Below are 21,890 nucleotides of genomic sequence, written 5' to 3' on the forward strand. Positions count from 1 at the left end.
AGTGTCAGCCGAGCGAACCGTGAACAACCTGGCGGAACTGCCGGTAACGGCGCTGAAGGGGGTCGGCGACAAGTTTGCCCAGGTACTGGCCAAGCTGCATATCGCCACCGTGCAGGACCTGCTGTTCCACCTGCCGCTGCGCTACCAGGACCGCACCCGCATCACGCCGATAGCGGCGCTGTTGCCCGGCGTGGACGCCGTGATCGAGGGCGAAGTGCGCGCCGCCGACGTCGTGTTCGGCCGCCGCCGCAGCCTGATGGTGCGACTGCAGGACGGCAGCGGCACCATCTCCCTGCGCTATTTCCACTTCACCGCTGCCCAGAAAGACCGCTTTGCCCGCGGCAGCCGCCTGCGTTGTTACGGCGAAGCGCGTCGCGGCGCCGCCGGCCTGGAGCTCTACCACCCGGAAACCGAACTGGTCGGTGCCGAAGCGCCCGACACGCCGGAGACACTGACCCCGGTTTACCCGCTGACCGAGGGCGTCAGCCAGGCGCGTCTGCGCGGTCTCGCGCAACAGGCGCTGGCACTGCTGGACCAGGGCGGCGTCAGCGAGTTACTGCCGACCGAGCTGCTGCCGGCGTCGCTGCGCTACCCGCTTAAAGAAGCGCTGCGCTATCTGCATTCACCGCCGGCCGGCGCCGACCTGGCACAGCTGGCGACAGGCGTGCACCCGGCCCAGCAGCGGCTGGCGCTGGAGGAACTGCTCGCCCATCACCTGAGCCTGCTGGAGCTGCGGCGCAGCAATTCAGCCATTTCCGCACCACCGCTGCCGGTCAACGAGGCGCTGGAGCGCGACTTCCTCAGCCGACTGCCTTTCTCCCTGACCGGCGCACAACAGCGGGTATCGGCGGAGATCGCTGCGGATCTGGCCCGCAGCCGCCCGATGATGCGGCTGTTGCAGGGGGATGTCGGTGCCGGCAAGACCCTGGTCGCCGCACTCGCCGCACTGAAGGGGATCGGCGCCGGCGCCCAGGTGGCGGTGATGGCACCGACGGAAATCCTCGCCGAACAGCACCGGCGCAATTTCAGCGCCTGGCTGGAGCCGCTCGGTATCTCGGTGGCGCAACTGACCGGCAGCCTGAAGGCCGCCGAACGCCGCAGTGAGCTGGCGGCCGTAGCCAGCGGCGCGGCGCAGCTGATAGTGGGCACTCACGCACTGTTTCAGCCCGAAGTGGCGTTTCACAACCTTGCCCTGGTCATCATCGACGAGCAGCACCGCTTCGGCGTGCGCCAGCGGCTGGAGCTGCGCGAGAAGGGCGCCGCCACCGGCACCGCCGGCAGACTGCAGCCACACCAGCTGATCATGACCGCGACGCCGATCCCGCGCACCCTGGCCATGTCCGCCTTTGCCGACCTGGACTGCTCGGTGATCGACGAACTGCCGCCCGGGCGCCAGCCGATCAACACCGTGGCCATCTCCAACGAGCGCCGCGACCAGGTAATGGAGCGGGTGCAGGGCGCCGTGGCCGAGGGTCGTCAGGCCTACTGGGTCTGCACCCTGATCGAGGAATCCGAGAGCCTGCAGGCCCAGGCCGCCGAAACCACGGCCAACGAACTGGCGGAGATGTTGCAGGGCGTGCGAATCGCGCTGGTACACGGGCGCCTCAAGCCCGACGAGAAAGAGCGGGTCATGACTGCCTTCAAGGCCGGCGAGGTGGATCTGCTGGTGGCCACCACGGTGATCGAAGTCGGCGTCGACGTGCCCAACGCCAGCCTGATGATTATCGAAAACCCGGAACGTCTCGGCCTCGCGCAGCTGCACCAGTTGCGCGGCCGCGTCGGCCGCGGCTCCATCGCCAGTCACTGCGTGCTGCTGTACGGCACGCCGCTGTCGCAGAACGGTCGCGCGCGCCTGCAGGCGCTGCGCCAGCACAGCGACGGCTTCGCCATTGCCGAGGAGGACCTGCGCCTGCGCGGCCCCGGCGAGATCCTCGGCACCCGCCAGACCGGCGAGATACAGCACCGCATCGCCGACCTGCAGCGGGATGCGCAGCTGTTGCCGCAAGTACAGAAGATCGCCGCCTCGCCACTACTGGACGAGGAATTGCGCCGTCAGCTGATCGCCCGCTGGCTGCAGAACAAGCCGCGCTTCGCCGAAGCCTGACTATCTGGTCCGTTTTCAGTACCAACGCACCATTTCTGGTCACCAATTTTTTTGCGCTATGCCTGCACTGATGGCAGCCTGACCTCACAGTGACAAGAGCGTCGGCAAACGGCGACATAATTCTAATAACAGCGATCATCTGAGAGATCTCAGGGAGAGTCTCGTGCACTACCCCCCTCTGAACAGGCTGATGCAGGTCGGCCTGCTGACTCTATGTGTGAACAGCGCCGCCCTGGCGCAAGGTGGCTTCCTCGGTATAGGCGGCGACAAACAAATCCCCAGCGTGACACTGGCCCCGGCGGAAGTCGCGGTGGATGTGCCAACACCGGTACAGGGTAACAACCTGGCGCTGCTGCTGGCCCAGGCCGGTAGCGGCAACGGCCTCAGCGCACTGAAGGAAGAAGCCGGCCGGCAATTCAGCATTCAGCTGCAGCGCGAATTGCACGGCCAGCTGGAAGAACTCCTCGCCGATGAGGGAGTGCCGTTGGTGCAACAAAACGGCCAGTTGACGTTGTACAGCTTCTTCGATGTCTCGGTCAGCAAGCAGCTCAGTGACCTGAAAAATTCTGGCAAATACGAACTCGAGCGCGGCACGCTGACCCTGTCCGGCGATTTTCACTATCGGCTGCAGAACGCCGCCGGCACCACCGCGCACGAGCAGCGCATCGATATCGCCGAGCTGCGGGTAAAGGAAAAATACCGGGTGAAAACGCCGCTCGGCGGTGGCGAGGTCGACGACACCACCGACGCGGCTATTGAGGAGGCACTGGTCGAGATGGTGGAGCGGGTTCTCGATCGTATCGAGGACGAACTCGAACCGGAACAGTTGCGTGCTCTGGCGGCGCTGTGATTTCACCACCGCGAGCCCGACATTGCCCAGAATTTCTTTGGCACGGCTCAAATGATGAAAAATGACCTTTGGGTCGAGGAATTTTTTGCCTGCTCGCAGCGGTAGTGGCAGCCTTGTGTTGCTTAGAGTGATTTAACAGCGAAATCAATTCACCTTTATCGACAATAAGAAACTTGGGAGAGTCCGGTGACGAAATTCACCAAGCACGGACTGCTACTGACCGGTCTACTGCTTTTTTCAACTGCCTCCGCCGCCCAACCTCAGGGCCGCTTTCTCGGTTTCGGCGGCGGCGACGACGAGAACCCGAGCCTCAAAATCCGCCCGGCCGAAATCGCCATCGATGTGCCCATGCCGGTCAACAGCGCCAGCCTGGCCATACTGCTGGCCCAGGCGGGCGACGGCGGCAACCTGAGTTCGATGAAACAGGCCGCGCTGCGCAAGTACCACAGCCACCTGGAAGCCGAGCTGAATGCGCGGCTGCAGGCGTTTTTCGCCGATGAGGAGATACCGCTGGTGGAGCGGGAGGGGCTGCTGTCCCTGCGCAACCAGCTGCAGGTGACCGTCGTAAAACACTTCAGCGATCTGCAGAGCGTCGACGGCCTCGATCTCGAGCGCGGCACCGTGGAAGTTTCCGGCAAGTTTCACTACGAACTCAGAAGCTTTCACGACCACGTGCTGAGCGAACGCAGCCTGGATCTGGCGGATTTGCGGATCCGGGAAAAATACCGGGTGAAGACTGCCGGGGATGGCAGTACCGTGGAAGACAGCACCGAAGAAGCCATCAAGCTGGCGCTGTCGGAAATGGTGGACGAAATTGTCGACGAGATCGAGGATGATCTGGAAGCCGACGAGTTGCGCGATCTGCTCTCGGGTTGATCGTCAGTAACTGACGGGAGTGCGCAGCGCGCACCCCCGATTCCCTCACTGTGCGGTTGCGGTGCCGCGGCCGTCGGCAACACTGTTGTAGTTGCGGTCGTAGAAAGTTTCCTCGGACAGCGCGCCCTCGCTTTTCGCCACTATCGTACTCACCACCGAATCACCGGTAATATTCACGGCGGTGCGCACCATATCCAGCAGGCGATCGACGCCCATTACAATCGCAATGCCTTCGAGGGGCAGCCCCACCTGCTGCAACACCATCGCCAGCATGATCAGCCCGACACCGGGTACCCCGGCGGTGCCGATCGACGCGAGGGTCGCGGTGAGAACGACCGTCAGATAACCCATCAGGCCGATCTCGATACCGTACATCTGCGCGATAAAAGCCGTCGCCACGCCCTGCATGATCGCGGTGCCGTCCATATTGATGGTGGCGCCGAGCGGCACCGTGAATGCGGCCACCTTGTTATCCACCCCGAGGCGCTTCTCCACGGTGGACAGGGTAACCGGCAGCGTGGCGGCGGAGGAGGCGGTACTGAACGCGAATACCATCGCCGGGCGCATCTTCTTGATCAGCTCGATCGGATTGAGCCCGGACAGCAGTTTCAGCAGCAGCGAATAAACACCCAGGGCGTGCAGCAACAGCGTGCCGAGCACCACCAGGAAGTACTTGCCGAGATCCAGGATGAACTCGACACCGAGGGTCGCGAAGGTTTTCACCAGCAGCGCAAACACGCCATAGGGTGCAAAGACCATCAGCACCCCGACCATGCGCAGGATCACCTCGTTGAGGTCATTGAAAAAGGCGGCAACGCGCTGACCCGGCGCGCCACAGCGGGAGATCGCATAGCCCATCAGCAGCGCAAACACGATGATCTGCAGCATGTTGCCCTGGGCCATCGCCGCGATCGGGTTGGTCGGGAAGATATTGACCAGCACGTCGGACAGCGGCGGCGATTCCTTGGGTTCGAAAGCCCCGCCCGGAGCCACATCCACGCCGACACCAGGCTGGATGATCAGCGCCATGCACAGCGCCAGCGTGATCGCCGCGGCAGTGGTCAGCAGATACAGCAGTACCGTTTTGCCGGCCAGCGGGCCGATGCGGTGACCCTCTGATAGCGCACAGGCACCGCAGATCAGCGATACCAGCACGAGCGGCACCACCATCAGTTTCAGCGACGCGATAAAGATACGGCCGACAATATCGAACAGCCCCTCGGTCAGGTAACTGTTGATCGCGTCGGTGACGCCACTGCCTAGCAACTGGCTGGCATTGAGAAAGTTGAACAGCACACCGACGACAATGCCGAGCAGCATTGCGATCAGGATTTTGGTCGTGAGGCCCATGGGACAGCTTCTCTTAGATTCATTGTTGTCATCGCAGCCGAGCACTATAGCCACTGGCGCCGCGTGGGGCAAAATCAGAGCCGCCCGCATTGCCGGCACCCATGACCAGCCACCGCCGACCACGGTACAATGCCGCTTTGCGCCTCATGGCAAATTTGCGGAGTTATCGTTGTATCAATCTCCATTTGAACCCGCCGGCGACTGGCACGCACAGCCGCTGGAGTCACTGCACCGGCAACCGCCGCCGGCATTGCTGCCCTGGCTGCTGCACCCGGGCTCGCTGACGGCCGCACTCAAGCAGCTGAGCGGTGGCGACTTCCGCGTGCAGGTACTGAGCCAGGGCTGGGAGCAACCGCGACTGGAAGAGCGCCGTGCGCTACATCTGCGCGATCGCAGTCGCGCGCTGGTGCGCGAGGTGTTGCTGTTCGGGCGCGGCCGCCCCTGGGTCTACGCCCGCAGCGTGTTGCCGATGCGCAGCCTGCAGGGCAAGTCGCGCTACCTGCGCAGCCTCGACAGCCGCCCGCTGGGCGAGCTGCTGTTCAGCGAACCGGATATCCGCCGCGGCCCGATCGTGCTGAACCAGCTGCGCCGCAATCCCTGCAGCGAGCTGCCGGAACTGGCCGCCGAGGGCGACAGCGCCTGGGGGCGGCGTTCCACTTTCTGGCTGCGGGACAAACCGCTGCTGGTGGCCGAGGTCTTCCTCGGCGACTTCCAGCCCGAACGGGCACCGCATGTGGCCGCCGAAGCCATTGCCGAAATTGAATAACAGGGGGATCCCCGTGATCAGCCAACAGATATCCCAGCGCTGGCCCGCCGCACTGCCCTACTGGCAGCTGGCGCGCCTGGACAGACCAATCGGCTCGCTGCTGCTGCTGTGGCCCACCTGGTGGGCACTTTGGCTGGCGGCGGAGGGCTGGCCCGGACTGCACCTGTTTGTGGTATTCACCCTCGGCGTGCTGCTGATGCGCGCCGCCGGCTGTGCCATCAACGACTTCGCCGACCGCAATATCGACGGTCATGTGCAGCGCACCGCCGCGCGGCCACTCGCCACCGGCAGCGTCACCCCGCGCGGCGCCGTGGCACTGTTCGTCGCGCTGTGCCTGGCCGCCTTTCTGCTGGTGTTGACCACCAACCGGCTGACGATTCTGCTGTCGCTGCCGGCGGCGGCGCTGGCTTTCTGCTACCCGTTCGCCAAGCGCTTCACCCATATGCCCCAAGTGGTGCTGGGAGCCGCGTTCAGTATGGGTATTCCGATGGCCTTTGCCGCTGCCACCGGCGAAGTGCCGGCGCAGGCCTGGCTGCTGTATACCGCCAACCTGCTGTGGACCGTGTGCTACGACACCTTTTATGCAATGGTGGATCGCGATGACGACCTGAAAATCGGAGTGAAATCCACCGCGATACTGTTCGGCGACATGGACAGGGCGATGACCGGCACACTGCAGCTGCTGGTGCTGTTTGCCCTGCTGCTGATCGGCCAGCGCTTCGAGCTGGGTGCGCTTTTCTACAGCGGCCTCGCGATCGCCGCGGCCCTGTTCGCCTACCAGCAGTGGCTGATACGGGAAAGGGAACGTAATGCCTGCTTTCGCGCCTTCCTGAATAACAACTGGGTCGGCGCAGCCGTTTTTGTCGGTATTTTTTCCCACTATCTGGTCAACTAAGGGCCGGACGGGGATCACTTTACACTGGTCATATATTTGTCATGAAAATGCCGTTTAATCCTATTCCGATATTAGGGAAGAAACTGGAAAGTTAAGCGGGTACGGCAGGAAGATGCACAGTAAAACGATCCTGATAGTCGACGACGAGGCCCCGGTGCGCGACATGCTGCGCGTGGCACTGGAGATGGCGGACTACCGCTGCATCGAGGCGGAGAACGCGCAGGAAGCCCACGCGCTGGTCATCGACGAGAAGCCAGACCTGATCCTGCTCGACTGGATGCTGCCGGATGTATCCGGCGTCGAGCTGGCGCGCCGCCTGAAGCGCGACGAACTGACCGCCTCGCTGCCGATCATCATGCTCACCGCCAAGGGTGAGGAAGACCACAAGATCAAGGGGCTGGAAACCGGCGCCGACGACTACATCACCAAGCCGTTCTCGCCGCGCGAACTGGTTGCGCGCCTGAAGGCGGTGCTGCGCCGCGCCGGCCCGTCCACTCCGGAGGAGCCGCTGACCGCCGGCGGCCTGGTGCTGGATCCGCTCAGCCACCGGGTGACCATCAACGGCCAGCCGGTGGAGATGGGGCCGACGGAATTCCGCCTGCTGACTTTCTTCCTGTCCCACCAGGAGCGCGCCTACACTCGCACCCAGCTGCTGGACCATGTCTGGGGCGGTAACGTCTATGTGGAGGAGCGCACCGTGGACGTGCATATCCGCCGCCTGCGCAAGGCGCTGGCCGTGGACGGACACGATCGCTATATCCAGACAGTCCGCGGCACCGGCTACCGCTTTTCTGTGCAAACCGCGGAAAAGGTGTGACAATTTCGCCTGGAGCGAAATTGGACGCCCACGGGGCGCCTCTGGGTGAGCGCCTGGACGGCGCGAATCAGTTTTCGCGCAAATTTGGTTAAAACGGCATCAATATGCTGGATCGCAGTATCGGCGAGTTCTCGCGCTTTGTAGTCATCGCCCTCGGCTGCACCATCTTCGGCTTCGCGACTGACAACTGGCAACTGGCACTGTTGCTCGCTCTGGCCGTCTACCTGGTGTGGATTTTCTGGCAGCAGAGCCGCTTCAACCGCTGGCTGGCCAACGGCCGCCGCGGCCCGGCGCCCACCGCCTTCGGTATCTGGGGCGAAATCTCCGACGACTTCTACCGTCTGCAGCGCCGTCACCGGCGCGAGAAACAGAAGCTACACGCGATGCTGCGCCGGGTGCAGGACAGCACCAGTGCACTGCGCGAGGGCATAGTGGCGCTGGAGGACGATGGCAATCTGGCCTGGTGGAACCCCGCCGCCGGCGAACTGCTCGGCCTGCAGCCCGAGGACGCCGGCCAGCCGCTGATCAACTTCGTGCGCGATCCCGGCTTTGTCAGTTATATGCACCGCCGGGATCAGGGCGCACGCGAGCCGCTGACTCTACCGGCACCGCGCAACGATGCGCGCATCCTGCAGCTGGAGGTGACCCGCTACGGCCAGGACGAAGCACTGGTCATCGTTCGCGATATCACCCGCCTGCACAACCTGGAACAGATGCGCCGCGACTTCGTCGCCAATGTGTCCCACGAATTGCGCACACCGCTGACCGTGATTGCCGGCTACCTGGAAACCCTGGAGGGCAGCGGCCAGGCACCGCAGGGCTGGCAGCGTCCGCTGACGCAGATGCGCGAGCAGACCGCGCGCATGACGACACTTGTCAACGACCTGCTGCTACTCGCACGGCTGGAGACCTCGGAGCGCGACAGCGGCCGCGAACAGGTTGCGGTGGGCGAACTGATGGCGAGGGTCGCGCAGGAGGCGCGCAGCCTCAGTGGCGGGCGCCACGAGATCCGTGTCGACTGTACGCAGGACGCCACCATCACCGGCGACGCCACGGAGTTGCACAGCGCCTTCGCCAACCTGGTCCTGAATGCGGTGCGGTACAGCCCGGCAGGCGGCCCGATACAGCTGCGCTGGTGGGTCGATCAGCGCGGCGGTCACTTCGCCGTCAAGGACAGCGGTATCGGGATCGATCCGATCCATATCCCGCGACTGACCGAGCGCTTCTATCGCGTCGACGCCGGCCGCTCCCGCGACAGCGGCGGCACCGGTCTCGGCCTGGCCATCGTCAAGCATGTGCTGTTGCGCCACAGCGCCGAGATGAGTGTCGACAGCACGCCGGGACACGGCAGCACCTTTACCCTGCATTTCCCACCGCGCAAGCTCGGCACTGCCGCCACCGCCTGAGCCTAGCCTGCAGCCCCAATCAGCGCGGCGCTGATTACTCCAGCTCGTTCAGCACTACTTCTTCGCCGTTCCTGGTGTAGGTTACCTTGGTGCCTTCGCTGACCGCGTTGCACTGGCGGCGCAGGGTTATGTGGTGCAGCTGCAAGTCGCCGTCGCGCACCAGCAGGTGTTCGCGACCGTCGTCGTCCACCGGCAGCGAATCGGCGCCGACCAGCGCATCGCGCAGCGCGCGCAGACGCGGCATGTCGCGATAGCGATCCAGGTCGTTGGAGAGCCGCTTCTTCATGCGCTCGCTCTCGTGCAGCGCGGCCGCGGTCTCGCGGTATTTGGCAAAGAAAAACACCGCGGCAATTGCAAATGCCATAACTACCGCCGTCTCGAACCATGCTGGCATATCAACTCCTCTCCATCTTCTTGCGCCAGACCACCAGTTGATTATTGGCCGGCAGGTAATTCAGTTCTTCGCGCACCAGCCCCGCACCCACAGCCAACTGGTCCAGCCACTCCAGGTCGCGGATACCGCTGGCGGGATCGCGTTCCTTCAGCCACAGGTCGAAGTCCGCATTGCCGGGGCCGATATACTGACCGGCAATTTTCATCGGCCCGTACACCAGCAACAGCCCACCGGGCTGCAATACCAGCGGCAGTTTTTCGAAAAAATGTCGCACCGACTCGGCGGACATAATGTGCAGGGTATTAGCGCTAAAAATAGTGTCGACGCTAAGTGACGGCCAATCGCCATCGACATCCAGCTCGAGCGGTTCGGGCAGATTTGCCGCCGGCTCCTGGGCGAGCCAGGCGCGGATGCCGGGCAGGTTTTCGGCGCGATCGGACGTCTGCCAGATCAGCTGCGGCAGTCGCGGCGCAAAGTAGACCGCGTGCTGACCGGTGCCGCTGCCGATTTCGAGTACGCTGCGGCTTTCGCTCAACAGGCGCTGCAGATGCTCGAATATCGGCCCGCGGTTGCGCGCGCAGGACGGTGCATCCGGCAGCTCCGGGGTGCTCATGATGCCTCCGGCACCTCGTCGCGGGTAAAGACCCAGTCGTTGCCCTTGGACAGGTCGGCGTTGTAGCAGTAGCCGGCAACATCGAAGTTTTTCAGTTCCTCGGCCTTTTTAACCCGCTGATCGATGGCCCAGCGGCTCATCATGCCGCGCGCCTTCTTAGCAAAGAAACTGATCATCTTGTACTGACCGTTTTTCAAGTCCTTGAAGTGCGGGGTGATGATGTCCGCCTCCAGCGCCTTCGGCTGCACCGACTTGAAGTATTCATTGGACGCCAGGTTCACCAGCTCGCGACTCTTCAGGCTGCGTAGCTGTTCGTTGAGCGCCAGGGTGATCTTATCGCCCCAGAATTCGTACAGGTTTTTGCCGCGCGCATTCGCAAACTTGGTGCCCATCTCCAGTCGATAGGGCTGCATCAGGTCCAGTGGCCGCAACAGACCGTACAGGCCGGACAGCATGCGCAGGTGCTTTTGCGCAAAGGCGAAATCTCGCTTGCCCATGGTCTCGGCTTCGAGGCCGGTATAGACGTCGCCCTTGAAGGCGAGCAGGGCGGGGCGGGCATTCTTGTCGCTGAAGGGCCGCTTCCACTGCTGGAAGCGGTCGTAGTTCAGCACGCCCAACTTGTCGGAGATCTTCATCAGGCTGGAGATCTGCTGCGGACTCAGCTCACGCAGTTCCTTGATCAGCGCCGCGGATTCCTTCAGGAAATCCGGCTGCGTGGTGTCCAGCGCGGGGATTTCACTGTCGTAGTCGAGGGTCTTGGCCGGGGAGATAACTATCAGCATGTCGTCTTCTTTCAGTGATAAAAGGATCTTCGCTATTCCGGCTTCGCCGGGGTGGCGGCAGAGAAGTTACTTATTCCGGTTTCAGGATATCCTGCCACCAGTTCAGCGGTGTCTGGCCGTCCTGGGGGTCGTAGACATTGCCGTAGTACCAGACACTGTTGGCGCCGTCACAGACGCTGTTGAGAATCTGTTCTATCTTGTCGAAGCCGCAGCTGACATGGATCGAGTACACCAGCAACCGCGGCGTCTCCATATCCAGTTCACCGCCGAGCTTTTCCAGCTGCGGTGTCAGCCGATCCGAGAGCTCGACGCTGTCGCCGCGGCAGAAGACCCGTATCGCCAGGTTGCCGGAGCGCTTCAGCAGCTCGAACTGCTGGTTATCCTTATCCACCTTGATGGTGTCGCCGCTGGCGATGCCCTTGATAAACGCCGGCGAGCGCACCAGCTGGCAGCTGTCGTCCTCGTTGATACGCACCTGCAGCCGCTCCACCACCGGTTCGCCATCCGGACTGGTACCGGCAAATAATTCGATAACCTGGAGTGCCGTCATAACCTCGCTCTCCCCTGAACCGGGTATTGGTTGTGTACAATGGGTGATCGTAAAAACTGAGCATTATACAGGGAGGAGGCGATGATCTCGCGCGCGCTTAAATTCTCTACCGCCACAGTCGGCTTGGCCGCAGCACTGCTCGCCGGCTGTGCGGTCAATCCGGTTACCGGCGAGAAGGAGCTGTCACTGATGTCACCCGGCCAGGAACTGGCGCTGGGCGAGCAGCAGTACCCGGTCAACCAACAGCAGCAGGGCGGTCAGTACGCGATCGACCCGGCGCTGCAGGACTATGTAAACCGCGTCGGCCAGAAGCTGGCGAGGGTATCCGATCAGCCGCAACTCCCGTATGAATTCGTCGTGCTGAACAACTCGGTGCCGAACGCCTGGGCGCTGCCCGGCGGCAAGATCGCGGTCAACCGGGGCCTGCTGGTACTGCTGGAGGACGAGGCCGAACTGGCGGCCGTGCTCGGCCACGAAATCGTGCACGCCGCTGCGCGCCACTCCGCCGCCGCTATGTCGCAGCAGCAGGTACTGGGGGCCGGCCTCGCCGTGCTCGGTGCCGCTACCAAGGAAACCGCCTATGGCGATCTGGTGACACTCGGCGGCCAGCTGGGCGGTACCGCGTATATCGCCCGCTACGGTCGCAGCAACGAACTGGAGTCGGACAAGTACGGCATGAAGTACATGGCCGCCGCCGGTTACGATCCGCAGGGCGCCGTGCGGTTGCAGCGCAAATTCGTCGAGCTATCCAAGGGCAAGCAGGCCGGCGGCCTCGAGGCGCTGTTCGCCAGCCACCCACCATCGCAGGCGCGCGTCGATGCGAATATCGAACACGCGAAACAGCTGGCGAAGGGCGGCGCAACCAACCGCGCCGCCTACCAGAAAGCCATAGCGCAGCTGAAGCGCGACGCCGACGCCTACAAGAGCTACGACGATGCGATGGCAGCCATCAACGACAAGCAGTACGACCGAGCGTTGACCCTGGTGCGCCAGGCGCAAAGACAGCAGCCGAAAGAGGCCTCATTCTACGCACTCGAGGGCGACCTGCTGGCCCACCAGAAGCAGTACCAGAGTGCCCACACTGCCTACGACCGTGCAGTGCAGAAGAATCCGTCGCTGTTCTCGCACTGGCTCAAGCGCGGCATGGTTGCCGCGCAGCTGAACAACTACACGGCGGCGGAGCGGGATCTGAACCGTTCGCTGCGCTACCTGGAAACGCCGCACGCCCACTACTACCTCGGGCAGGTGTACGAAAAACAGGGCAATGTGAAAAATGCCTACAGTCACTACCAGACCGCCGCCAGCGCCGGCGGGGATATCGGCAGCAAGGCGCAGGCGCGCATGCAGGCAATAACGAACAAGGGGTAACAGCTGTCCCCGAGTGATTCGCCAATAAAAAAGGGCCGCTAAGCGGCCCTTTTTCGTTGTTGCTGACGCTGGCGGCTTACAGCTGCACGGTCAGGCCGAGGGAGAATACGTCCACATCGTCGAACTCGGTGTTGGAGCCGTAGGCGACCTTGGCTGCAACATTGCGGTTGAAGAAATGCGTCGCATTCAGCTCGTAGCTGTCGGCGTCGTCATAACCGAAGCCGACAGAGGAGTTCTGGTTGAAATAGAACTCGACGTTACCGGCCCAGAACAGGTCGGTGTTGTCGGTGTCGTTGACAGAAACTTCCGCAGCCAGGTACTGGCCACCGGCAAACTGGGTGAAGTACTTGGAAGAAACGGTCTTGCTGTCGAGATCGTCGTCGACGGAAACGTCGAAGCCGATATAGTCGGTGCCGTTCAACTGATGGTTGTAGCGCGCGTTGACAAACAGTTGGTTGTCCGCGTCTTCAACGTCGACGGCTTCCAGTGACATCAGGAAGTTCGGGGTAAACAGGTAGCCCAGGGAAGCGGACACCATATCCGCGCCGTCGGACTCCACCATGGCGCCACCGACGACAAAGCCGTTCGCGGCAAAGTACTCGCCGCCGACAACCAGGCTGTCGCTATCGCCAAAGTCGCTGTCGGCATAGCTGTAGCCACCGAAAATATTGGTGACCTTGTTGATGTATTCGAATTCCTTCAGCGGGCCCAGAGTTTCCTTGGGTGCGAAGTAGTAGGTGCTGCCGATCAGAAACTGGTCGATATCGGTAAATCCGGTATCGGCCTGAATATATTCAGCTTCGGTGATGGAGGTGTATTGCTCCGCGGCGGCGGTCGCGGAGAGCAGCATCAGCGGCAGGGCTGCAAATTTAAACTTCATTACAAAATCCTTGTTTGACTTTAGTTCCACTAGGAGCCGCGGATTGTAATGATTTTTCCTGAACGGTAAATGAATTGGAAAAAATTTCTTTTAAAACGCGCCCGAGGTTGATTTTATTTCAGGTCGACGCGGCCGGCGGATGTACCACCCACGCCGGCTCCTCGAACTCGCCGAGCGGCCGCACCTCGACGAATGGCGCCGCGCTGCGAATGATTTCATCGATCTTTGGGGTGTGCTCGGCTTCCATCGCATCTCTTTCCGCCTTGCTGCTCCAGCTGGCAATGGCGATCAACGTATTGGGATCACCGATTTTTCGATGCAGTTCGGTACCGCGGGCACCCGGCGCTTGCTGAATCAATTCCGACGCACGCACCCAGATATCCGCGTATTCCTCCGCTGTGTGGCCCTCCTTGATACGGACCTCGAAGATATATTTCACCGCCATGTCCTCCTTACTGATCTCTGCCCGGTTTCCACCTACAAAAAAGGCCGCTTAGAGCGGCCTTTCTATTTCATTCTAAGCGGCTGTACGTACCCGCTCAGAAATTTTTCAGGTTTTTCTCGTGACCGTGGCGAATATCGGCACCCTCGACCAGATAAACCACCTGCTCGCAGATATTCTTGGCGTGGTCGCCGATGCGCTCCAGCGAGCGCAGTGACCAGAGCACATTGATCACCCGCGAAATGCTGCGCGGATCTTCCATCATATAGGTGATCAGCTCGCGTACCGCGGTACGATAGTCCATGTCGACCTGCTCGTCTTCGGCCAGGGTTGCCATCGCCGAGGCCACATCGAAGCGCGTATAGGCATCGAGGGCGTCGTTGAGCATCTTGCGCACGGCATTGGCGATATGGCGAATCTCGGTGTAGCCGCGCGGCGAGGTACCCTCGTCGGTCAGGGCGATAGCCATCTTGGCAATCTTGCTGGCCTCGTCACCGATTCGCTCCAGGTCGCGGGCGATGCGGGTCACCGACAGCACCATGCGCAGGTCGGACGCGGCCGGCTGGCGCTTGGCGATGATCAGCGTCGCGTGCTCGTCCAGCGCCATCTCGCGCCTGTCGATCTCCTCTTCGATGTGCAGGACCTTCTCCGCCAGCTCGCTGTCGGCGTTGGCCAGCGCGTCCACCGCATCGGCCACCTGGCGGGCGACCATGCCGCCCATTTCCAGCATCTCGGTCTTGATGCTTTCCAAGTCCTCGTTGAATTGGCGGGAGATATGTTGATCGAAATGCATTTCCATAATGTTCTCCCTCTGATCAGCCGAAGCGGCCGGTGATGTAGGCCTCGGTCAATTCGTGCTGCGGATTAGTAAACACGGTTTCGGTATCGTTCACTTCCACCAAGTGGCCGAGGTGGAAGTAGGCGGTGCGCTGACTCACGCGCGCAGCCTGTTGCATCGAGTGGGTGACGATGGCGATGGTGTAGTTCTCGCGCAGCTCGTCGATCAGCTCTTCGATGCGGGCGGTGGCAATCGGGTCCAGGGCCGAGCAGGGCTCGTCCATCAGGATCACTTCCGGGCTCACCGCAATGGCGCGGGCGATACACAGGCGCTGTTGCTGACCGCCGGAAAGGCCGGTGCCGGGCTTGTCGAGGCGGTCTTTCACTTCGTTCCACAGGCCGGCGCGACGCAGGCTGTTCTCGACAATTTCATCCAACTCCGCGCGGCGGCTGGCGATGCCGTGAATCTTCGGGCCATAGGCTACGTTGTCGTAGATGGACTTCGGGAACGGATTCGGCTTCTGGAACACCATGCCGACCCGGGCGCGCAGCGGTACCACGTCGACCTTGGCTCCGTAGATCGGCTCGTCATCCAGGCTCAACTCACCCTCGACGCGACAGCCCTCGATGGTGTCATTCATCCGGTTCAGGCAGCGCAGGAAGGTGGACTTGCCGCAACCAGACGGACCGATCATCGCCACCACTTCGTTGCGGCCGATATCCAGGCTCACATCGTGAATCGCCTGGGCCTCGCCGTAAAAAACGTTGACGTTGCGCATGCGCAGTTTGGCACTGTCGCAAAACGGCTTGCCAACAGTCTCGCGCACTTTGGTCTGGGTTCCCACTGTGTCTTGTTCCACCGCTTTGGGTTGGACCGGCTCTGCTTGGCCGGCGGCGTCCAGGGTCATGGTGTTCATAAATAATCCCGTTATCTTAGCACCTGTGCTGGCTTACCAGCGGCGCTCGAGTTTCTTGCGCAGCAGCACTGCGCTGGCATTCATTAGGATCAGGACGCTCAACAGCACCATGATCGCGGCAGAGGTGCGCTCGACGAAGGCACGCTCCGGGCTGTCGGCCCACAGGAAAATCTGCACCGGCAGCACCGTGGACGGATCGGTGATACCGCCCGGCACGTCGACGATAAACGCCACCATACCGATCATCAGCAGCGGTGCCGTCTCCCCCAGGGCTTGTGCCATACCGATGATCGCGCCAGTGAGCATGCCTGGCATCGCCAGCGGCAGCACGTGGTGGAAGACCACCTGCATGCGTGACGCGCCCATGCCCATGGCTGCCTCGCGGATCGACGGCGGTACCGCCTTCAGCGCGGCGCGGCTGGAAATGATGATCGTCGGCAGTGTCATCAGCGTCAGCACCAGGCCGCCGACCAGCGGCGCCGAGCGCGGCAACTCGAAGAAGTTAATAAAGATCGCCAGGCCCAGCAGGCCGAACACGATGGACGGCACCGCGGCCAGGTTGTTGATGTTGACCTCGATCAGGTCGGTCCACCTGTTCTTCGGCGCGTACTCTTCGAGGTAGATAGCCGCGGCCACGCCGATCGGAAAGGACAGCGCCAATGTCACCAGCAGCGTGAACAGCGAGCCCATCAACGCGGCGCGGATACCGGCCTGTTCCGGCTCGCGGGAGTCGCCGTTGGTGAAGAAGGTGGTGTTAAAACGCTTTTTCAGTTCGCCGCTGGCCATCAGCTGCTCGATCCAGCCGGCCTTCTGGTCAGACGTGCGGCCGCGGAAGCCCTCCGCGGAATCGGACAGGCTCTTGACGAAGGTATCGACATCGTCGTCGGCGGTCAGCCATACGGTTTCCGTCTGGCCGAGCAGCTCCGGATTCGCCTCCAGGCGGTCGCGCAGCGTAAACGGCGCGCCCGTGGATACCAGACTGTAGAGTTCGCGCTTCTCGCTGCGACTGCTCGCCTCGGGGAAGCGTTCGCGCAGTGCCTCGCGGATCACACCGGTAAAGTTGGCCCAGGCCAGGCTCTCGTCGTCGACCTTGTCGATACCGAGTACCTGCTCGTCGTAGTGCACCCGCAGTTCGATTGCGCTCTGTACAAATGCACCACTGCCCTTGCTGATAATATCGGTGAACAGTACCAACACCGCGAGCATGCCGAAGGCGATACTGGCAATACCCAGGCCGCGGAAGATTTTTTCCTTGCGGTGACGGCTGGCCAGGCGCTGCTCGATGCGCTCGCGCACCTGCTGCTGGGTTAATTTTGTTTGGCTCAGGTCAGTCATACTGTTCCCGGTATTTTTTCACTACGTGCAGGGCGATAAAGTTCAGCACCAGGGTCGACAAGAACAACATCAGACCCAGGGCGAAGGCGGCAAGGGTTTTCGGGCTATCGAACTCCTGGTCGCCGACCAGCAGGGTGACAATCTGCACCGTCACGGTGGTTACTGACTCCAGCGGGTTGGTAGTCAGGTTCGCCGCCAGACCCGCGGCCATCACCACGATCATCGTCTCGCCAATCGCGCGGGACACCGCCAGTAGCACACCACCGACGATGCCGGGCAGGGCGGCGGGGATCACCACCTTGCGCACGGTTTCGGACTTGGTCGAGCCGAGCCCGAGGGCGCCGTCGCGCAGGGACTGTGGCACCGCGTTGATCACATCGTCGGACAGCGACGACACGAACGGAATAATCATGATGCCCATGACCAGGCCGGCCGCCAGCGCGCTTTCGCTGGATGCCTGCAGTCCCATGGACGTGGCAAGGTCACGGATAAAGGGAGCTACCGTCAGTGCGGCGAAAAAGCCGTACACGACGGTCGGCACACCGGCCAGAATCTCAATCACCGGTTTGGCAAAGGTACGCACACGCTTACTGGCGTACTCGGCCAGATAGATGGCCGACATCAGTCCCACCGGCACCGCCACAAACATCGCAATGGCGGACACCATCAGCGTGCCGGTAAACAGTGGCACCGCCCCGAAGGCGCCGCTGGAGCCGACCTGGTCGGCGCGCAGGGCCATCTGCGGGCTCCAGTGAAGGCCGAACAGGAACTCGGTGATCGGCACCGCCTGGAAGAAACGCAGGGATTCAAACAGCACCGACAGCAGAATGCCGACGGTAGTGAAGATGGCCGCGCAGGCGCAGGCAATCAGCACGCCGCGCAGGACTTTTTCCACTTTCTCGCGTGCGCGCAGTTGCGGTGAAAAGCGCAGCACAGTGAAGGCACCGAGGCCGATGGCCAGGATCAGGCTCAGTGCCGCCTGCAGATTGCGCGAGCCGTTGCGCAACTCGGTAAAGCGCGCGGCGGCGGCCTGTACCTGCGGCGAGGCCTCGCCAAACAGGTGGCCGGCGGCCAGGTTCTGGACCTGCGCATAGAGCAGGTTCTGTCCGGCAATCGTATCGGGCTTGTCGGCAATGCCATTCATCACCAGCGCACGGATAATCGCGTCGTCGAATGCGAGCCAGGTACCCAGCAACAACAGCGCCGGCAGCCCGCACCACAGTGCCGTGTGCAAGCCGTAATAACTGGGCAACGAGGCCAGTTTGCGCAGGCCGCCGCTGGTGCGTGCGGCCGCCACTGCGCGACTGAAGCCGGTGCCGTAGGCCACCAGTATCAGCAGTAGCAACAGGGCGAACAGAGTGGGTGTTTGCATCGATTTACCGTGCGATCAATTTCTTTGCCGGCATTATCCGGGCTTTTTACTAGGTTGCCACGGCCGCACCGGGGCGACCCATAAACAAAAAGCCAAGCCCTCGCGGGCTTGGCTGGTAACTCCATTTACCTACAGCTGTTCCCGAAACTGTTATTTCGCAGCCAGGTTGCCGAGCGCGTTCAGCTTGCGCACGTCGGTGGCCACCTGCTGGCGCTGGGCGGTGGGCAGCGGAATCATGCCCTTGTCGGCCAGGTAGCCGTCTTCACCCCAGGCGCGCTCGCTGGTGAACTCGGCCAGGAACTGCTTGATGCCCGGCACTACGTCGGCGTGCGCCTTCTTCACGTAGATGAACAGCGGGCGGGACACCGGGTAGCTCTGATCGGCAATGGAGTCGAAAGTCGGCTCGTTACCTTCGATCACGGAACCCTGAACCTTGTCGGCGTTCTGGTCGAGGAAGCTGAAGCCGAAGATGCCCAGGGCATTCGGGTTGGCCACCAGCTTGTTGACGATCAGGTTGTCGTTCTCACCGGCTTCAATGTAAGCGCCATCTTCACGGATGTTGTGGCAGATGGCCTTGTAGGCATTCTTGTCTTCTTTTTTCTTGGCTGCGATCCAGTCGAACTTCTTGCAGCCGCCTTCCATCGCCAGCTCGGCGAAGGCGTCACGGGTGCCGGAAGTCGGCGGCGGGCCCAGTACTTCGATCTTGTGCGCCGGCAGGGCCGGGTTGACGTCTTTCCAGGTCTTGTACGGGTTCGGCACCAGGGTTTCGGAACCATCCGGATTCGGCACTTCTTTGGCCAGCGCCAGGAAGATGTCCTTGCGGCTCAGCTCGAAGGGCTGGTCAGCCTTGGAGTTGGCCAGCACAATGCCGTCGTAGCCGATTTGCACTTCGACCACGTCCACGCCGTTGCCGTTACACATCTCCAGTTCAGACTGCTTGATGCGGCGGGAGGCGCCGGTGATGTCCGCGGTGTTCTCGCCCACACCCTGGCAGAACAGCTTCATGCCGCCGCCGGTACCGGTGGATTCGACCACCGGAGTCTTGAACTGGGTCGCGCGGCTGAAACGCTCGGCCACGGTGGTGGTAAACGGGTATACGGTGGAGGAGCCGACGATGCTGATATGATCGCGGGCCGCCAGGGCCGCCTGGGATGCGGCGATGGTCAGTGCCGCCAGGGAAGTGGCCACGAGTTTCTTGGCAACGGGGCGTTTGTTCATGGATAACTCCAGTGTGTGTGTTTGTTTCACGCAGCGATGCTAGGAACAACGGGTGACGATTCTATGAATGAAAGATGACAAAAAGGTTACAAGTCACCAGATCGCACATCTGGCACCGAAACTGTCGGCGCGGTAGTCTGTCCGGCAGACAACAGAACAATAAGATGTAATGAGAGACGCCCCCATGCCCCCTCTACTCCCCCTGGCGCGTGCGCTGGACCGGCTGGCCAGCGGCGCCGGCCGGCTGCTCAGCTGGTTCACCCTGGCAATGGTGCTGCTGCAGAGCGCCGTGGTACTGCTGCGCTACGGCTTCGACGGCGGCTCCGTGGCCCTGCAGGACTCTGTGATTTACCTGCACGGCGCCGCCTTTATGCTCGGCCTGGCCTATGCGCTGTACACCGACTCCCACGTGCGGGTCGATGTCTTCTACCGCCGCATGAGTGAGCGGGGCCGGGCCTGGGTCAATGCGGTGGGCACGCTGGTGTTCCTGCTGCCGATGTGCGCCTTCATCCTGATCGGCAGCTGGCAGTTCGCCGCCAGCAGCTGGGCGGTGCTCGAATCCAGCTCCAGTGCCGGCGGCCTACCCGGCGTCTTCCTGCTGAAGAGCCTGATTCCGCTGGCCGCGGTCACGCTGGCGCTGGCCGGCGTGGCGCAGTTCGGTCGCGCGCTGGCGCGACTGATGGAGGTGACACCACCCGGTGCGCCCGCAGGCAGGCCGGTCACTACGCCACAGCCACAGGCGGAGGAGGCAAGCGTATGATCGAGCTGATTCCACTGCTGATGTTCGCCGCAGTCTGCGGCCTGCTGATGTTCGGCTACCCGGTGGCCTTCACCCTCGGTGGCACGGCGCTGCTGGCGGCCGGACTGGGGATCGTATCCGGCATCTTCGATGCCGAGCTGCTGCGCGCGTTTCCCGATCGCCTGTACGGCATCATGCAAAACGGCACCCTGGTGGCGGTGCCGCTGTTCGTATTGATGGGAGTGATGCTGGAGCGGGCGCGCATCGCCGAGGAGCTATTAGTCAACCTGGCCCAGGTGTTCTCCCGGGTACCGGCAGGTATGGCGATTTCGGTGGTGGTGGTGGGAGCGCTGCTGGCGGCGAGCACCGGGATTGTCGGCGCCACCGTGGTGACGATGGGCCTGATGTCACTGCCGACGATGCTGAAACGCGGTTACTCGCCGCGCCTGGCCACCGGCACCATCTGTGCCACCGGCACCCTCGGGCAGATCATCCCGCCATCCATCGCGCTGGTGCTGCTCGGCGATACCCTGTCCAACGCCTATCAGCAGGCGCAGCTGTCCTCCGGCATCTTCAACCCGCAGCCGGTCAGTGTCGGCGACCTTTTTATCGGCGCAATCATTCCCGGCCTGCTGCTGGTGGCGGCCTACATCATCTACCTGCTGTTCGTGGCGCGGCGCGAGCCGGCCGCGGCACCGGCCGGGAAGGGCGAATCGGTGGATCTGTGGCACACGGTCAGGAGCCTGCTGCCGCCGATTGCGCTGATGCTGCTGGTGCTGGGCTCGATCATCAGCGGTGCCGCCACGCCGACGGAGGCCGCGGCAGTCGGGGCGCTGGGCGCTGGCATACTGGCACGCAGCCGCGGCGCGCTCGACTGGGCGCGCGCGGGCGAAGTGGGGCGCAGCACGCTGCAGGTCACGGCGATGGTGTTCGCGATCCTGATCGGCGCATCGCTGTTCTCGCTGGTATTCCGTGGCTACGACGGCGAGGAGCTTGTCACCGGCATCTTCCACAGCCTGCCCGGCGGCGTGGTCGGCGCGACCCTGCTGGTGATGGTGGTTATCTTCCTGCTCGGCTTTATCCTCGACTTTATCGAGATCACCTTCGTGGTGGTGCCGATCGTCGGCCCGGTGCTGCTGGCCATGGGGGTCGATCCGGTGTGGCTCGGCATCATGATCGCTATCAACCTGCAGACCTCCTTCCTGACGCCGCCATTTGGCTTCGCGCTGTTCTACCTGCGCGGGGTGGCGCCGGACGAGGTGGCCACCGGGGCCATCTACCGCGGGGTGATGCCGTTTATCGCTATTCAGCTGCTGCTGCTGTGCCTGCTGGCGCTGTGGCCGGCACTCGCCACCTGGCTGCCGAGTGCGCTGTCAGGCTAGCGGTCCATATAAGCCTAGAACCAAGAGTTATAGCGGTTTCGGCCCGGTGCCACTGGT

Annotated in this window: 22 protein-coding genes; 10 read left to right on the forward strand and 12 right to left on the reverse strand. The window is 62.5% G+C overall.

Annotated elements, in window-relative coordinates; genetic code table 11:
• Position 1 precedes the first annotated feature (1 nt).
• The 3 genes from recG (at position 2) to BLW36_RS10240 (ending at position 3,830) form a co-directional block, all read left to right on the forward strand.
• Entirely contained in the window at positions 2 to 2,104 is a 2,103-nt protein-coding gene (gene recG, locus BLW36_RS10230; RefSeq protein WP_211567180.1) for an ATP-dependent DNA helicase RecG, read from the forward strand.
• Between the two features lie 163 nt (positions 2,105 to 2,267).
• The gene (locus tag BLW36_RS10235; protein ID WP_139304858.1) at positions 2,268 to 2,954 is read left to right on the forward strand and encodes a hypothetical protein; all 687 of its coding nucleotides are present in this window, start codon (positions 2,268 to 2,270) and stop codon (positions 2,952 to 2,954) included.
• 186 nt (positions 2,955 to 3,140) lie between these two features.
• Positions 3,141 to 3,830 carry a hypothetical protein gene (locus BLW36_RS10240; RefSeq protein WP_091387916.1) on the forward strand — a complete coding sequence of 230 codons (690 nt, stop codon included), beginning with the start codon at positions 3,141 to 3,143 and terminating at the stop codon, positions 3,828 to 3,830.
• 45 nt (positions 3,831 to 3,875) lie between these two features.
• On the opposite strand, the gene BLW36_RS10245 is transcribed toward BLW36_RS10240, so the two are convergent.
• A complete protein-coding gene (locus BLW36_RS10245; RefSeq protein WP_091387918.1) occupies positions 3,876 to 5,180 on the reverse strand; it encodes a dicarboxylate/amino acid:cation symporter in 1,305 nt (434 codons plus the stop codon).
• Between the two features lie 169 nt (positions 5,181 to 5,349).
• On the opposite strand from BLW36_RS10245, the gene BLW36_RS10250 reads away from it, so the two are divergent.
• The 4 genes from BLW36_RS10250 (at position 5,350) to phoR (ending at position 9,064) form a co-directional block, all read left to right on the forward strand.
• Complete coding sequence (locus BLW36_RS10250) at positions 5,350 to 5,946, forward strand: chorismate--pyruvate lyase family protein (protein ID WP_091387920.1); 597 nt, start codon at positions 5,350 to 5,352, stop codon at positions 5,944 to 5,946.
• On the forward strand, positions 5,912 to 6,841 hold the full coding sequence (gene ubiA / locus BLW36_RS10255) for a 4-hydroxybenzoate octaprenyltransferase (RefSeq protein WP_091387923.1): 930 nt from the start codon (positions 5,912 to 5,914) through the stop codon (positions 6,839 to 6,841). Before BLW36_RS10250 ends, ubiA begins: the two co-directional genes overlap by 35 nt.
• Positions 6,842 to 6,953: 112 nt before the next feature.
• Positions 6,954 to 7,658 carry a phosphate regulon transcriptional regulator PhoB gene (gene phoB, locus BLW36_RS10260; protein WP_091387925.1) on the forward strand — a complete coding sequence of 235 codons (705 nt, stop codon included), beginning with the start codon at positions 6,954 to 6,956 and terminating at the stop codon, positions 7,656 to 7,658.
• 104 nt (positions 7,659 to 7,762) lie between these two features.
• Entirely contained in the window at positions 7,763 to 9,064 is a 1,302-nt protein-coding gene (gene phoR / locus BLW36_RS10265; RefSeq protein WP_091387927.1) for a phosphate regulon sensor histidine kinase PhoR, read from the forward strand.
• Between the two features lie 34 nt (positions 9,065 to 9,098).
• Here the strand turns inward: phoR and BLW36_RS10270 are convergent, their stop codons facing one another.
• The 4 genes from BLW36_RS10270 to BLW36_RS10285 form a co-directional block, all read right to left on the reverse strand.
• Positions 9,099 to 9,458 carry a hypothetical protein gene (locus BLW36_RS10270; RefSeq protein ID WP_091387929.1) on the reverse strand — a complete coding sequence of 120 codons (360 nt, stop codon included), beginning with the start codon at positions 9,456 to 9,458 and terminating at the stop codon, positions 9,099 to 9,101.
• Position 9,459: 1 nt separating this feature from the next.
• On the reverse strand, positions 9,460 to 10,071 hold the full coding sequence (locus BLW36_RS10275; protein WP_091387932.1) for a DUF938 domain-containing protein: 612 nt from the start codon (positions 10,069 to 10,071) through the stop codon (positions 9,460 to 9,462).
• Positions 10,068 to 10,853, reverse strand: a complete 786-nt coding sequence (gene yaaA, locus BLW36_RS10280) for a peroxide stress protein YaaA (RefSeq protein WP_091387934.1) — start codon at positions 10,851 to 10,853, stop codon at positions 10,068 to 10,070. The genes BLW36_RS10275 and yaaA overlap by 4 nt, the downstream gene beginning before the upstream one ends.
• A 70-nt stretch (positions 10,854 to 10,923) precedes the next feature.
• Positions 10,924 to 11,403, reverse strand: a complete 480-nt coding sequence (locus tag BLW36_RS10285; RefSeq protein WP_091387936.1) for a DUF4265 domain-containing protein — start codon at positions 11,401 to 11,403, stop codon at positions 10,924 to 10,926.
• A gap of 81 nt (positions 11,404 to 11,484) precedes the next feature.
• On the opposite strand from BLW36_RS10285, the gene BLW36_RS10290 reads away from it, so the two are divergent.
• Complete coding sequence (locus tag BLW36_RS10290; protein WP_091387938.1) at positions 11,485 to 12,771, forward strand: M48 family metalloprotease; 1,287 nt, start codon at positions 11,485 to 11,487, stop codon at positions 12,769 to 12,771.
• A gap of 76 nt (positions 12,772 to 12,847) precedes the next feature.
• Here BLW36_RS10290 and BLW36_RS10295 read toward each other — a convergent pair whose 3' ends face one another.
• From BLW36_RS10295 to BLW36_RS10325, 7 genes are all read right to left on the reverse strand, one after another.
• Positions 12,848 to 13,651 carry a putative porin gene (locus tag BLW36_RS10295; protein WP_139304859.1) on the reverse strand — a complete coding sequence of 268 codons (804 nt, stop codon included), beginning with the start codon at positions 13,649 to 13,651 and terminating at the stop codon, positions 12,848 to 12,850.
• 118 nt (positions 13,652 to 13,769) lie between these two features.
• Complete coding sequence (locus BLW36_RS10300) at positions 13,770 to 14,090, reverse strand: antibiotic biosynthesis monooxygenase family protein (protein ID WP_091388656.1); 321 nt, start codon at positions 14,088 to 14,090, stop codon at positions 13,770 to 13,772.
• Between the two features lie 100 nt (positions 14,091 to 14,190).
• On the reverse strand, positions 14,191 to 14,892 hold the full coding sequence (gene phoU / locus BLW36_RS10305) for a phosphate signaling complex protein PhoU (protein WP_091387942.1): 702 nt from the start codon (positions 14,890 to 14,892) through the stop codon (positions 14,191 to 14,193).
• A gap of 16 nt (positions 14,893 to 14,908) precedes the next feature.
• Positions 14,909 to 15,649, reverse strand: coding sequence for a phosphate ABC transporter ATP-binding protein PstB (pstB, locus tag BLW36_RS10310; RefSeq protein WP_244506233.1), 741 nt, complete (start codon positions 15,647 to 15,649; stop codon positions 14,909 to 14,911).
• A 171-nt stretch (positions 15,650 to 15,820) separates the two neighbouring features.
• Positions 15,821 to 17,122 (reverse strand): phosphate ABC transporter permease PstA, encoded by a 1,302-nt coding sequence (gene pstA / locus BLW36_RS10315; RefSeq protein WP_091387944.1) that lies wholly within the window; start codon positions 17,120 to 17,122, stop codon positions 15,821 to 15,823.
• Complete coding sequence (pstC, locus tag BLW36_RS10320; RefSeq protein ID WP_091387946.1) at positions 17,115 to 18,494, reverse strand: phosphate ABC transporter permease subunit PstC; 1,380 nt, start codon at positions 18,492 to 18,494, stop codon at positions 17,115 to 17,117. Before pstC ends, pstA begins: the two co-directional genes overlap by 8 nt.
• 150 nt (positions 18,495 to 18,644) lie before the next feature.
• On the reverse strand, positions 18,645 to 19,712 hold the full coding sequence (locus tag BLW36_RS10325; protein ID WP_091387948.1) for a PstS family phosphate ABC transporter substrate-binding protein: 1,068 nt from the start codon (positions 19,710 to 19,712) through the stop codon (positions 18,645 to 18,647).
• A gap of 184 nt (positions 19,713 to 19,896) precedes the next feature.
• Between BLW36_RS10325 and BLW36_RS10330 the strand changes: the two genes are divergently transcribed.
• Both BLW36_RS10330 and BLW36_RS10335 read left to right on the forward strand, forming a co-directional pair.
• Positions 19,897 to 20,472, forward strand: a complete 576-nt coding sequence (locus BLW36_RS10330) for a TRAP transporter small permease subunit (RefSeq protein ID WP_091387950.1) — start codon at positions 19,897 to 19,899, stop codon at positions 20,470 to 20,472.
• Positions 20,469 to 21,833, forward strand: a complete 1,365-nt coding sequence (locus BLW36_RS10335) for a TRAP transporter large permease (protein WP_091387953.1) — start codon at positions 20,469 to 20,471, stop codon at positions 21,831 to 21,833. The genes BLW36_RS10330 and BLW36_RS10335 overlap by 4 nt, the downstream gene beginning before the upstream one ends.
• Positions 21,834 to 21,890 lie beyond the last annotated feature (57 nt).

Origin of the sequence: Microbulbifer marinus (assembly GCF_900107725.1) — a bacterium.
GTDB lineage: Bacteria > Pseudomonadota > Gammaproteobacteria > Pseudomonadales > Cellvibrionaceae > Microbulbifer > Microbulbifer marinus.